Raw genomic sequence first — 13,521 nt, 5'->3', positions numbered from 1 at the left:
AAGTACAGAAAGTAATATACCATATCCTTTTCTCCAGATGCAACAACTTTGTTCACTTTTATGATTCACAACTCTTTTTGAATTATTCGAGCATGAAAAACTCCCTTTCCTTGATAGAAAAGGGAGTTAGTTTTATGAAAATAGATAAGATACAGCCTCTGAAATGGCAGCTTTTCCTTGATCAATACAATCAGGGATTCCGACACCTTCAAAAGCAGCACCTGTGATATAAACACCAGGATATGATTGCTTAAACGTTTCTCGCATGTTCGAAATGGCTTTTTGATGACCGACGTGATATTGCGGCATGCTCGTCTTCCAGCGAGTCACTGTCGTCAGTTCTGGATCTGCTTTAATATCCATAATTTTCTTTAAATCTTCCAGCACAATGCTGACGATTTGATGGTCTGACTGTTCGACAATTGATTCGTCGCCAGCCTTCCCTACATAAGCACGCAATAGCGTTTTTCCTTTAGGAGCTGTATGCGGCCATTTTTTGTTCGTCCACGTACAGGCTGTAATAGAGAAATCACTGTTTCTTGAGATGACAAAACCAGTACCGTCATATTCATTATGAACATCCTCTTCTTTAAAACCGAGTGCAACCGTTGCAACAGAAGTAGATGTCATATCATGCAAGTACTCAAGCCCCGCTTCTTTTGGAAACATGGAATAGATTGATTGATGCGGAGTTGTCACAATGGCTGAATCAGCAAAAAGCGTTTGACCGCTGTCTAACTGCACACCGTAGCCCCCATCTGTTTTTTCAATCTGCTTCACTTTTGTCCCTTTATAAATCGTTGTCAGCTTAAGCTTGCTTTCTACTGCTTCAACAAGCGCTTGAAGTCCTTGATTGATCGTTTGGAACTGCCCTTGTTTTTTCGCTGTCACTTGCTGCGCTTTCGCATGCTGCTGTGATTTTTTCATCCCAAGAATCAAACTGCGATGCTTTTGTTCTGTTTGATAAAACTGCGGGAAGGTGGACATTAAGCTGAGACGGTCAATGTCACCTGCATAAATGCCTGATAGAAGAGGTTCGATTAAATTCTCAACTACTTCATCACCGACACGTCTTCTAAAAAATTCACCGAGCGACTGATCTTCTGTTTGCTTGCTTTTTGGCAAGACGAAATCCATTGCCGCTCTCGCTTTTCCTGCAACTGAAAAAAGACCGGTTGTGATGAATGGGCTGATTTGAGTTGGAATACCCATGACAGCGCCTTTTGGCATCGGGTGAAGGGTTTCATTGACTAGTACATACGCCTGCCCTGTTTCATTATTGACGAGCTGATCTGCGAGACCCACATCCTTCGCCAGCTGCGGTCCACTGACCTTTCTTTCTAAAAATGAATCAGGCCCACGTTCAATGATGTAGCCGTCTTTATATAATGTTTGGATTTTTCCACCTAGCCTAGGGCTCGCTTCAATAAGAGATATTTGAATGGGAAGACCTTTTTCTTCGACTTCCTTTTCCAAATAGAAGGCGGCGGCTAAACCAGTGATGCCACCGCCAATGATGACAAGGTGTTTTTGATTGTCATGCATAGGATCGCCTTCTTTTATATAATTACTTGCTTTCGTCAAGCTTCTTTAATACGACAGTTGCGAGGGCATCAATAAATGCTGGTTTCGCATTTGGCATTTCTGGTCGATAGTAGGCTGCACCGATTTCATCTGTCACGACTTTACATTCATAATCGTTGTCGTATAACACTTCAAGATGGTCAGCGACAAACCCAACAGGCACATATACGAACGTTTTATAGCCTTTTTGTTCGAATAGGTCCCGTGTTAAGTCTTGAACGTCTGGTCCAAGCCATGGATCAGGCGTGTTGCCTTCGCTTTGCCAGCCAATTTCATAATGTTCAATTCCTGCACCTTCTGCAATCATTTTGGCAGATTGTGCGAGCTGATCAGGATATGGATCTCCTGCTGCAATAATCTTTTCAGGAAGGCTGTGTGCAGACACAATGAGTACGGCTGATTCTCTTTCCTCTTCACTCATTGATGCATACGTATCCTTCACTTGTTTCACCCAATAGTCCACAAACTTCGGCTCATCGTACCAGCTTTCCACAGACGTAATCTTCAGATTGCCAAGCTTGTCTGCCTCATCTTGTGCACGCTTGTTATACGATTTCACGCTAAAGGTTGAAAAATGCGGCGCAAGAACAATACTCACTGCTTCTGTGATGCCGTCCTTGTGCATCTCTGCAACTGCATCCTCAATGAACGGCTCAATATGCTTTAAGCCAATGTAGACATGAAATTCAATGTCGTCTTGGATGTCGTTCAAATGATCACACAAACCATTTGCCTGCTGTTCGGTAATTTTTGATAAAGGAGAAATACCGCCGATTGCCTTGTAGCGATCCTTCAAATCTTGCAGCATCTCTGGCTCCGGCTTTCTGCCTCTACGGATATGTGTATAATAACGCTCAATATCTTCTTCTTTATATGGGGTGCCATATGCCATGACAAGAAGTCCCATTTTCTTTTTCTCCACAACCAACACTCCTTCAGATCATTTGAAATAGTTTAGATGGATGATTTTTTATGTTTCGCTGAATAATCGTGAATAAAATCTGTCAGCTTCTTTAACGTATCTGGTGAAACATCTGGAAATACCCCATGACCTAAGTTAAAGATAAAGTGATCTGATTTCATTCCTTGATCTAAAATATCTTTTGCTCTCTCTTCAATGACTTCCCAAGGAGCAAGTAAAATAGTTGGATCAAGGTTCCCCTGTAACGTTTTTGTGAGCCCTTCTTTTCTTGCTTCGTCTACACTCATACGCCAATCCAGTCCAACCACATCAAGCGGCAGGTCATGCCAATCTTTCGCTAAATGGCTTGCACCAACTCCATACATGATCATCGGGACGTTTTCAGACTTCAGCTCTGTGAAAATTCGCTGCATGACAGGCTTAATGAATGTCCGGTAATCTGCTGCATTTAAAGCACCAACCCATGAGTCGAAAATTTGAAATGCGCTGCCCCCGGCTTTTACCTGCGCACGTATGTACGTGATCGTCATATCAGCTAACTTGTTCATGAGCAGCATCCACGCCTCAGGATCACTGTACATCAGCGCCTTTGTTTTATGATAATTTTTAGATGGACCGCCTTCAATCATATAGCTTGCCATCGTAAATGGTGCGCCAGCAAAACCGATAAGCGGAACATTCAGCTGCTCCTTCGTTAAAAGCTGAATGGTATCAAGCACATATGGCAGGTCTTCTTCAGGATGAAGTTCCCCAAGACGTTCAATATCTGCTTTAGATCGAATCGGTGCATCAATCACAGGTCCAATTCCATTTTTAATTTCTACGTCCACTCCAATAGCCGGAAGCGGGGTCATAATATCTTTATATAAAATAGCGGCATCTACACCATATTGTTCTACAGGAAGTCTTGTTACATAAGCACATAACTCTGGCTGATGCGTAATTTCAAATAGCCCGTATTTTTCTTTAAGGGCACGATATTCAGGCTGTGAGCGTCCTGCCTGTCTCATATACCACACTGGTACATGGTCTGTTTTTTCCCCTTTACACGCCTTTAAGAACGTGTCATTAAAAACCTTCGTTTTTCCCATTACCTTTCATTCCACCTTTCGCCTTATACTCTCTTTTTGTACAAGGCTCAAACCTGCTTTTACTATACCGTTTTTTCAAGGCACGGTATACTAAAGCGGCTCAATGTTCAAAAAATCGCCGAATATTAACGTCCAAAAGCCTCTGGCTTGACATATGGACTGCCTTCTCCTTCTTCTTGCGTTTGGGTATTATATGGAACAACCTTATACTCTGCATTTGAAAATACATTGGCATACGGCATTGTATAGCTGTCCACGCCTGTCACTGTGTCGATCAGCGTCTCGCTTCCATTTCTCTTTTCATAGATGCGGTATTCAATGCGTTTATCCTCCTGATTGTCCCAAGACAGCTCTAATGTAAACAAGCCTTTGATTTTAAACGCATAGCGGGCTTCAAATCCTGATAATCCCTCTAAATGGATGGGCGACTCGAGCTCTTTAATCCCCTCTGGTTTTTCAAACGTTTCATTGGTGATTTGAGCTGCTGTTAAAATATCTTTAAACAGCTGCACAGGGTATTGACTGCCTCCAGTTAAATAGTGGCTGTTATCGGTTTTGTCATACCCCATCCAAATTGCACCCGTTGTACTAGGCGTATAGCCGGCAAACCAAGCATCCTTTGTTGCACCTTTCACACCTGAATATGTGGTCGTACCTGTCTTACCTGCTAAATCTCCAGCGTATGAACCGCTCTGGGCTGTTCCGCCCTTGACGACTTGCTGAAGCATTCTTGTCATATTCCAAGCATTTTGCACACTAAATACTCGTTCTTGCTGACTACGATTCTTTTCTACAGTTTCTCCTTCATCATTGGTGATTTTTTGAATAAAGAAAGGCTTTTTATATACGCCTTCATTTGCAAATGTATGAAAGGCTCCAGCGATCTGTAATGGAGAAACTCCTTTTTCTAAACCGCCAAGCGCAATAGCTAAGCCTTTATCCGAGATATCTATCCCCATTTTCTCGAGATATGATTTCGACATATCAATGCCCAGCTGGCTTAATGTCCACACAGCAGCGGTATTTTTACTTTTCATGAGGGCTTCCACCATTGTGACCCTGCCTTCATACTGCCCATCGTAATTCTTAGGTGAATAGCCGTCATAGCTTTTTTCTTTGTCTTCAAGCAGTGAATAAGGTCTGAATTTTTTCTCCTGCATTGCCGGACCGTAGACTGCGATCGGCTTAAAAACAGATCCCGGCTGCCTAACAGCTGTCACCCTGTTGTAGCCTCTTGCCTGATATTCTCGTCCACCGATGGCTGCTTTCACTCCACCAGACTCGTTATCAATGAATACGGCGCTGCCTTCCGGAGAACCGCTTTTTCCCGGGAAATAACGGTTGTTCTTCATCGCATCATAAGCGGTTTTTTGCAGATTCATATCAATCGGAACTGTAATGGTATAGCCGCCTTGAAGCAATTGTTCATGCGAAATGGCATACTCTGATTCTGCTTCTTTAATAATGAGATCAACATAGCTGTCCACCCAAGGCGTTTCTGATTTCTTTTTTAAATGAATGCCTAGTGTTCTCCCTTTTGCTTCTACTGTTTCTGTTGAAGACAAATATCCTTGTTCGTTCATTAAATTCAGGATGGTGTCCCGCCTCTGTTTATTTTTATCAGGGTGTAAAACAGGCGAGTAAGAAGATGGTGCCTTTGGCATCGCAGCGAGTGTGGCACCTTCGCTGACCGTTAAATCTTTCACATCCTTACTAAAATAATAATTGGCTGCTGCCTGAATACCATAAACACCATGGCCAAAGTAAAGCTGATTCAAATACATCTCTAGCAGCTTATCCTTTGAATAATCTCTCTCTAAATTAATGGCAATAATGACTTCTTTCGTTTTTCGAAGAAAGGTTTTGTCATTTGTGAGAAAAATATTTTTTGCGAGCTGCTGGGTAATTGTACTGCCGCCCTCTACCTTCCCTCCTGCTAATATATCTCGATAAACCGCCCTTGAAATAGACTGTGCATCAATTCCGTGATGCTCATAAAAACGCTTGTCCTCGACAGCCACAAAAGCTTTTGCTACTTTATCAGGCACCTCTTTTAATGACACAGGGTCCCGATTTTCTGAATACATGCTTGTGAGTTCTTTTCCATTCTGATCAATGATTTTGGAGGAAGCGTGAAAAACAAGCTTCTTTTCATCTATGACATAATGTCCTAAAAATAAAATCGTCAGATAGCCAATGAATGAGAGTACGATTGTACTTCCTGCAATGACTAATGGAATGATTATCTTCTTTTTCTTCAAATTAGGTCACCTCATTCCTTTATACGGATAGTATGGGATGTATTGCTTCATAATATGTTTTATGGATTGACTGCCAAAGAATTATATATCATTCTTTTGTTATACTATCAAGCAGGAGGCGGTTTAGATGAATTTCTATATTACATATGGAACAGCAGATTTTTTGCATAAAATCGCAAAGAAACACCATCTGGAAAATCTGCTTTATATGGTCGGAAAAGAACAAGCAGCTCTTTTTCATGAAACGGAGGGTGAGACTGTATTTAAAGCCCCTCATGCCTATGATGTGATTTATGCGAAAGGCGAGCTTGTCCAATCTGGTTTCGTCACCTTGAATCATATCCCTGTTAAGCTTGAAAGCAGAGCACTGTTTGAATCCACCTTTCAGAAAAAAACGAACATCTCAGAACATCAGCGCGGCTTCCAGGCTATTCGCGTTTTAAGACCTAAAAAAGATGAAGAAGTTTATTTGATTTTGACACTTTGGGAATCAGAGGACTTATTTCAAGACTTTCAAGAATCAGAAGCATTCTTTCAGCCACACGAGGATACAGGCTCCATTTTCTCTCGTCCAGCTTACCTCACATCCTACCATGCCGTCACAGACAATTAAGGAAGTGCTGCTCTCAGCACTTCTTTTTTTCATTAAAAAAAGCCCAGTCGCCTGGGCTCTTCATTTTATGAACTTGATTTCAGCTCGTACCGATGAATGATCGGCTGAAGCACATAGAAATTCAGCAATATCCACCCTAATAAGACCGGCCACTTCAACATAGGTGAAGCACCTTTCAATTGAATCAGCAGCACCAATAGTGGAATCAAGCAGATCATAAAAAAACTCATTTTTGAGACAAAGGTTTCTTTGATTTGATGCCGGCAGCTTGGACACATCATCATTTTCGTATGTGATAAATGAAATTTTTCGACGAAAGAAAATGTTTTTGAACAATTTGGACAGCTTCCCAACGCTACTCCTCCCTTTCCCTGCTTCATATCAACTTCGACTTTTATGTAAAATGACCTTTGGATACTGACCACGAAATCCTCTTCTGTTGAAAGATTCTAACAATTACCATACAATCAGTAAAAGAGCATGAAGGAGGTTTTCGATTCAATGACAATATCCACTTTACAAAAAAGCATCAATGAACGTCTTGATGAACATTATGAGGAAATGGTTGAAATTAGACGCCATCTCCATATGAATCCTGAACTTTCTTTTCAGGAAGAAGAAACAGCCGCTTTCATCGCCAGCTACTATGATACATTACAAATACCTACGCGCACCAAGGTGGGCGGTCATGGCGTACTCGCTTTTATTGAAGGAGCTTCTCCGGGACCAACCATTGCCCTCAGAGCTGATTTTGATGCACTTCCCATCCACGATGAAAAAGATGTACCTTACAAATCAACAAAGCCTGGTGTGATGCATGCATGCGGTCACGATGGGCATACTGCGACACTTCTTGTATTAGCAAAAGTCTTGCATACGCATCGTGATCAATTAAAAGGAAAGATCGTCCTCATTCATCAGCATGCCGAGGAATATGCTCCCGGCGGTGCAAAACCGATGATTGAAGACGGCTGTTTAGACGGGGTCGATGTGATATTTGGTACGCACCTTTGGTCTTCAGAGCCTTGTGGCACGATTCTTTATAAAAGCGGGAACTTTATGGCAGCGGCCGATCGTTTCTCCATTCAAATCCAAGGGAAAGGCGGACATGGCGCCCAGCCTCATTTAACAAAAGATGCCGTACTCATCGGTTCACAAATCGTCGCAAACCTGCAGCAAGTCGTTGCACGTAAAGTCAATCCAATTGATTCTGCTGTTGTTTCTGTTGGAGGTTTTGTAGCAGAGAATGCCTTTAACGTTATTGCAGATTCAGCTGTTTTAACGGGTACAGCACGATCCTTTGAAGAAAGTGCACGGCATATTATCGAACGAGAAATTGAACAGGTGGTAAAAGGGGTATGCCAGATGCATGATGCTGCCTACACATATGAATACGTAAGAGGATACCCTGCTGTCAAAAACCATCCGAAGCCGACTGAATATATTGCTGGCATCGCAAACCAGACAGAAGGTGTCACAGAAGTAAAAGAAGCGGAAACCCAAATGGGCGGAGAAGACTTTGCTTACTACCTTCAGCATGTCCCTGGTACCTTCTTCTACACAGGCGCCATGCCGGAAAACAGCAAAGACGTCTATCCACATCATCATCCAAAGTTTGATATCAACGAAAAAGCAATGCCTATCGCAGCAAAGGTTCTCGCTAACGCCGTTCTTTCCTACAATGAATAAAAAAAAGCCGCTGTCATCAGCGGTTTCAGCGTGTAGACATACCCTCGCATTCGGTGTCAGGTCTGCGCTCCGGTGCTCACGAATGTCAAATTCGCTCCGCTCCGCTGCTCGTCCTTCCTAGACTGCAAAGGTTTTCTATCACGCTGTGCTGAAAAGAAGACAAAGGGCTAAAATAAAGATTATTTTAGCCCTTTGTCAACAATCTGAAGCCGCTGTCATCAGCGGCTTTTCTATTTCATTTCTTTCAATATTCGCAAGTGAAACACATGGCGTGCAACCTCTCCGAGCTGTCCTGTCAGCTGATGATTTGCCACCCCGCCAACAGCGGCTCCGACGACCGGCATTAATTGAAACAGCTTTACAAGATCAATATAATCTCGATACTCCTGCTGAAAGCTGTACCAATCCATTTCCTCGCGGCTCGTTTCCCAATCATCTATGATCTTCATCATTTTTTGACGATGGGCACTGCTGGAAAAGGCGAGCTGAAATATACAGAGCAAAAAGAGTCTTTCCTCCTTTTGAGATAAATCAAAGCCATAAATACACGCCAACTCATAAAGGCATTTCATCTTTATGCTCAGCAGCAGGGGAAAGTCTGCCATTCCGAGGAATAAACCGCCTGCACCTGTTCCAACCCCTTCGATAGCAGCCGCCTTTTGGTAATACTTCACTTTATCCTTTGCCAGTTCATTTCGTTCTACAATAGATAATTGTTCATCAATCACTGAAAATGAAGTAAAGTGTGATCCTGATACGGTGGATTCAACCATTGTTTTGACTGCACTTGTGATGACTTGATGAAACCTGGCAGGAATTCGGCGGTTCACCTGCTGCTGAACTCCTTTTGAAAACCGTTCGATCTTTGAAGGTTTTCTTAAAAAACGTGTTTGAAAAAGAATGGCTTCTTCATACAACTCCCGTTCAGCTGCATTCATCCGGTCCCCTCCTTGATGTCATCATACGCTCGCTGTAATTCCACTTATCTCATCTTTTTTAACCTGCTTTGTACGTAAGGCTTAAAGAGGGCAAGCACAAACGCTACAGAAATGAGAAAGGCAAGTCCGCTTCCCTGCCAGCCTCCTGCTGGAAGTACCGCACAGCTCAGCAATATCGCTTGGATGATGAGCACATTACGGACGAGAACAAAAAAGCTTCGATCCTTTTCTTTTTGAGAAACTGGATAAAGTGCCTGTAATGAAAGATGAGCAAAGTGCTTCGTTAACGGCACAAGCTGTACACCTGTGATAAATACTGTGAACAAGACTAGTAACGCACCCACCCAGCCTGCTGCACCTGTATACAAAATAATCAGGACAAACACGGCCGTTAATCTAAACACCAGACCAAAATAGTCATTTGAGCGTACAAACGCCCTCACATACATATAAGAAAAAGTTTTACGCTGATCATAAGGAACAAACTTCAACATCCAGTCCATGTATGCTCTTCTTTTCACCTGTTTCTTTAAGTGAGGCACATCTGTAAATAAGTTTGCCAAACGATAAAAGCGCTGCTTCCGTTTTAATTCATCAGAAATATGCAGTTCCCATTGAAAGGGCTGTTTTTTCACTGCATTTGTTAAGTAGACGAGATAGACACCGTAGATAAGATAAAAAACGATTGCAATCACATAGGCTGCCTGTAAAATGGTGTAGATCAACATCATATTTAATAGAAAACGAAGGGCTGCATCGAGCCATCTCACGTGTTTTCCTTGAAAATAAGTCATTCTCCATTGAATGGCTGTATTCAGGCCCTTTATTAAGATCATTTGCGCCAATATTAGCACATACTCCGTGATGCCTCCTGAAGACACCGCCGAATAAAGCGGAAGTGCGACAATGGATACAGCAATGAGAGGAAACAGCTGAGAAATGAAGCTAAAGTTAAACGCTTGTTTTAAGTAAGGCTCCATCTTCCCTTCCAAAGGAAGCAAAAACACGAGATCGGCTTCTTTAATCAACGTACGTACGTATGAGCTTGTAAGTACCAATGAGAAAACAACTGCCATCACCCAGTAGGATGGGAAGTGAACCGGAATATGTTTGAGCCAGCTGCTGTACCAGCTTGCTCCGCCTGCAAGGAAAAAAATGAGCACAATGACAAGATGATCGTTGAACATGTATTTTAAGTATTTTCTTGTTTCTTGTATGTGTTCCTCTAATCTTGATTTCCAAATAGTAAGCGTTGTTTTACTCATAGCTTTCTTCCTTTGTTAATTCCAAATAAAGATCATCGAGTGTCGCATCTCTCATATCGAACTGTTCTCTCAGCTCTGCCAGTGTTCCTTTCGCTCTGATTTCCCCTTCGTGCAAAATAATGAAGGAATCACAATAGCGCTCAGCTGTCGCTAAAATATGCGTTGACATCAGGACACTAGCGCCGCTTTTCTTCGCTGCATTCATCCGTTCAAGCAGTGCATTGATTGCAAGCGGATCAAGCCCTAAAAACGGTTCATCGATGATATACAGCTCTGGTTCCACAAGGAATGCACACATAATCATGACCTTCTGCTTCATTCCTTTTGAAAAATGAGCAGGGAACCATTTCAGCCTTTTCTCCATTCGAAATTCTTTCAGCAATGATGGCAGGCGTTCGTCTAATTGTTCCTTTGATAGACCGTAAGCCATCGCTGTCAGCTCTAAATGCTCTTTTAACGTTAATTCTTCATATAAAACAGGTGTTTCAGGAATAAATGTAAATTGTGAACGATACGCCTCTTGGTCGTCTTGAAGAGTTCGTCCATTCAATTCAATGACACCTTTATGCGGTTTCATGAGCCCGATAATATGGCGGATGGTTGTACTTTTCCCCGCCCCGTTTAAGCCAATGAGACCGACGATTTGATTTCTTTCTAATTCAAATGAAATATTTTTTAGAACGGGATTCTTCGTATATCCGCCCGTTACATCTTTTACAGTGAGAAGGGACATGAATTCGTTCCTTTCTTTCTTTTTTCCTTTATAGTAACAAAAACGAATGATAATTTGAAATGTTTACCTATAGACGAGTCATGAATATAAAATAGGCGCTTTGGTCATCATAATGTATGTAGAAGAAATGAACTTGATGACCAATAAGTAAATGAGGTGTTTGTTAAAGGCAAAGAACCGCATGACAAGTTGGTTTTTCATCTAAAAACCTTAGCTTCTGTTTTGCTTCACTGATTCTTGATTTTTGTGTCCTATACAATATGTATACGACAAACCAAAACGTCAAATGAGGTGTTTACGGCAGAAATAGCAGGCACATGAATTCTTTATTTCAGTAAATAGAGAATTCAAAAGGCATTCGAATGAAAGCATCAGCATTTCTTCTGCAGGAGCAGGATGAGCGACCAAAGGAGTTCGCTTGTCCTGTTTTCTTTTTTGCTTCTTTTTGTGATACGATAAAGGAAAAATAATGAGGAGTGACATGGCGTGAGCGACTGCATTTTTTGCAAGATCATTGATGGAGACATTCCATGTGCAAAAGTATATGAAGACGAGCATGTATTGGCTTTTCTTGATATCAGCCAAGTAACAAAAGGACATACCCTTGTAATCCCGAAAATACATAAAGAAAACATCTATGAGATGACACCAGAAGTGTCTAACCACTACTTCCAAGCGATTCCGAAAATTGCAAGGGCGATCAAACAGGAGTTTGAACCAATTGGGTTAAACCTCCTGAACAACAACGGTGAAAAAGCCGGTCAATCGGTGTTCCATTACCATATGCATATCATTCCGCGCTACGGAAAAGGCGATGGCTTTGGTGCCGTATGGAAATCACACCAAGATCAATACACGTCAGAGGATTTAAAAGACATTTCTTCTGCCATCCACACGCGGCTTACTTCATCTTAACAGATGAGGTTCAGCGTGTAGACAAACCCTCGCATTCGTTGTCAGCTCTGCGCGCTGGTGCTCACGAATGTCAAATTCGCTCCGCTCCAGTGCTCGAGCTTCCTAGACTTCAAAGGTTTTCTTTCACGCTGAAAAGAAGACAAAGAGCTAAAATAAAGATCATTTTAGCCCTTTGTCAACAATCTGTACCTCATCTTAACAGATGAGGTTTTTCTTATTTTTGCCCCTTTTCATTGCTTCCATCTCCCTAATAGTAAGATATTTTGAACGATTCAAATTTTTTGTCCAAATGCTTCAAATTTGTGATAGGATGGTTTTATCTTTTGATCCATTAACGCGAGAAATAGGGAGAGATTGTGATGAAGCGAACGACAAATTTTAATGCTGGTCCAGCGGCACTGCCGCTAGAAGTGCTTCAAAAAGCACAGGAAGAACTTGTTGATTTTAAACAAACTGGGATGTCTGTGATGGAGCTTTCTCATCGCAGCGGTGAATATGAAGAAGTCCACAATAAAGCAAAAGCGCTTTTGGTGGAACTGATGGACATTCCAGAAGATTATGAAGTCCTCTTTTTACAAGGCGGAGCTAGTCTTCAATTTGCGATGATTCCTATGAACTTCTTACATGAAGGCGAAACAGCTCATTTCATTCAAACAGGCGCTTGGTCAGAAAAAGCATTGTCAGAAGCAAAAGGGTTTGGTCAGACATCTGTGCTTGCTTCAAGTGAAGATGACAACTACTCGTATATTCCAGAAGTAGATACTTCTGGTTTAACAGATGGTGCTTACTTGCACATCACATCGAACAATACGATCTTCGGCACTCAGTGGAAAACGTTCCCGCACACGTCACTGCCGCTCATTGCGGATATGTCCAGTGATATTCTCAGCAAAAAAATAGACGTTTCTTCATTTGATCTCATCTATGCTGGGGCACAAAAAAACCTAGGGCCTTCAGGTATCACGATTGTGATTGCGCGCAAACGTTTATTAGAGAAAGAGAAAAGCAGCACGCCGAAAATATTAAAATATTCAACACACGCAAAAGCCAATTCTCTTTATCATACACCACCGACTTTTGCGATTTATATGCTGTCACTTGTCCTTGAGCATGTCAAACAAGCTGGCGGTGTAGAAGCAGCGGAAAAACGCAATGAACAAAAAGCAGGCATTCTCTATGATACCATTGATCAAAGCGGCGGTTTTTATCAAGGACATGCGCGCGCTGACAGCCGTTCACATATGAATGTCACCTTTACTCTTCGCGATGATGCACTTACTTCTTCCTTTGTGGAAAAAGCAAAGCAAGAGCAAATGGTTGGACTTGCCGGCCACCGTTCTGTCGGTGGATGCAGAGCATCTATTTACAATGCGGTCTCAATTGAAGACTGCCAAAAGCTTGCGGACTTTATGAAAAAGTTCCAGCAAGAAAATGAGTAAAAAGGCTTTTCTATAAGGAAATAAATTTGTTATAATAACGAGAAATATAAAGTCATGACTCTTGCAATAAA

General features: G+C 41.9%; 12 protein-coding genes. 4 read left to right on the top strand and 8 right to left on the bottom strand.

What is annotated here, in order from left to right; translation table 11 throughout:
* Positions 1 to 132 precede the first annotated feature (132 nt).
* The 4 genes from hemY to NSQ76_RS05600 form a co-directional block, all read right to left on the bottom strand.
* Positions 133 to 1,545 (bottom strand): protoporphyrinogen oxidase, encoded by a 1,413-nt coding sequence (gene hemY / locus NSQ76_RS05615; RefSeq protein ID WP_044333704.1) that lies wholly within the window; start codon positions 1,543 to 1,545, stop codon positions 133 to 135.
* 22 nt (positions 1,546 to 1,567) lie between these two features.
* Positions 1,568 to 2,506, bottom strand: a complete 939-nt coding sequence (gene hemH / locus NSQ76_RS05610; protein ID WP_024426557.1) for a ferrochelatase — start codon at positions 2,504 to 2,506, stop codon at positions 1,568 to 1,570.
* A gap of 32 nt (positions 2,507 to 2,538) precedes the next feature.
* Positions 2,539 to 3,597 carry a uroporphyrinogen decarboxylase gene (hemE, locus tag NSQ76_RS05605; protein ID WP_341052909.1) on the bottom strand — a complete coding sequence of 353 codons (1,059 nt, stop codon included), beginning with the start codon at positions 3,595 to 3,597 and terminating at the stop codon, positions 2,539 to 2,541.
* 125 nt (positions 3,598 to 3,722) lie between these two features.
* Positions 3,723 to 5,858, bottom strand: coding sequence for a transglycosylase domain-containing protein (locus tag NSQ76_RS05600; RefSeq protein WP_024426558.1), 2,136 nt, complete (start codon positions 5,856 to 5,858; stop codon positions 3,723 to 3,725).
* Between the two features lie 127 nt (positions 5,859 to 5,985).
* Between NSQ76_RS05600 and NSQ76_RS05595 the strand changes: the two genes are divergently transcribed.
* Positions 5,986 to 6,471, top strand: a complete 486-nt coding sequence (locus NSQ76_RS05595; protein ID WP_024426559.1) for an antibiotic biosynthesis monooxygenase family protein — start codon at positions 5,986 to 5,988, stop codon at positions 6,469 to 6,471.
* A gap of 65 nt (positions 6,472 to 6,536) precedes the next feature.
* Here NSQ76_RS05595 and NSQ76_RS05590 read toward each other — a convergent pair whose 3' ends face one another.
* Positions 6,537 to 6,824, bottom strand: a complete 288-nt coding sequence (locus tag NSQ76_RS05590; RefSeq protein WP_225315487.1) for a hypothetical protein — start codon at positions 6,822 to 6,824, stop codon at positions 6,537 to 6,539.
* Positions 6,825 to 6,972: 148 nt separating this feature from the next.
* Here NSQ76_RS05590 and NSQ76_RS05585 point away from each other — a divergent pair, with 148 nt between their 5' ends.
* The gene (locus tag NSQ76_RS05585; protein WP_327823016.1) at positions 6,973 to 8,160 is read left to right on the top strand and encodes a M20 family metallopeptidase; all 1,188 of its coding nucleotides are present in this window, start codon (positions 6,973 to 6,975) and stop codon (positions 8,158 to 8,160) included.
* A gap of 230 nt (positions 8,161 to 8,390) precedes the next feature.
* Here the strand turns inward: NSQ76_RS05585 and NSQ76_RS05580 are convergent, their stop codons facing one another.
* Genes NSQ76_RS05580 through NSQ76_RS05570 form a run of 3 tightly spaced genes read right to left on the bottom strand, consistent with a single transcriptional unit; the run spans position 8,391 to position 11,096 of the window.
* On the bottom strand, positions 8,391 to 9,098 hold the full coding sequence (locus NSQ76_RS05580; protein WP_087975647.1) for an EcsC family protein: 708 nt from the start codon (positions 9,096 to 9,098) through the stop codon (positions 8,391 to 8,393).
* 44 nt (positions 9,099 to 9,142) lie between these two features.
* A complete protein-coding gene (locus tag NSQ76_RS05575; protein WP_341052900.1) occupies positions 9,143 to 10,363 on the bottom strand; it encodes an ABC transporter permease in 1,221 nt (406 codons plus the stop codon).
* Complete coding sequence (locus NSQ76_RS05570) at positions 10,356 to 11,096, bottom strand: ABC transporter ATP-binding protein (protein ID WP_024426563.1); 741 nt, start codon at positions 11,094 to 11,096, stop codon at positions 10,356 to 10,358. Before NSQ76_RS05570 ends, NSQ76_RS05575 begins: the two co-directional genes overlap by 8 nt.
* 486 nt (positions 11,097 to 11,582) lie before the next feature.
* Here NSQ76_RS05570 and NSQ76_RS05565 point away from each other — a divergent pair, with 486 nt between their 5' ends.
* Together NSQ76_RS05565 and serC are read left to right on the top strand one after the other, a co-directional pair.
* Positions 11,583 to 12,011: an HIT family protein gene (locus NSQ76_RS05565; RefSeq protein ID WP_024425457.1), complete on the top strand. Its 429-nt coding sequence runs from the start codon at positions 11,583 to 11,585 to the stop codon at positions 12,009 to 12,011.
* Between the two features lie 359 nt (positions 12,012 to 12,370).
* Positions 12,371 to 13,450: a 3-phosphoserine/phosphohydroxythreonine transaminase gene (gene serC, locus NSQ76_RS05560; protein WP_044333715.1), complete on the top strand. Its 1,080-nt coding sequence runs from the start codon at positions 12,371 to 12,373 to the stop codon at positions 13,448 to 13,450.
* Positions 13,451 to 13,521 lie beyond the last annotated feature (71 nt).

This window comes from Bacillus sp. FSL M8-0256, from assembly GCF_038005765.1.
Lineage (GTDB): Bacteria > Bacillota > Bacilli > Bacillales > Bacillaceae > Bacillus > Bacillus safensis.
The sequence above is the reverse complement of the archived record's forward strand: the minus strand, read 5'-3'. Positions and strand labels throughout refer to the sequence as shown.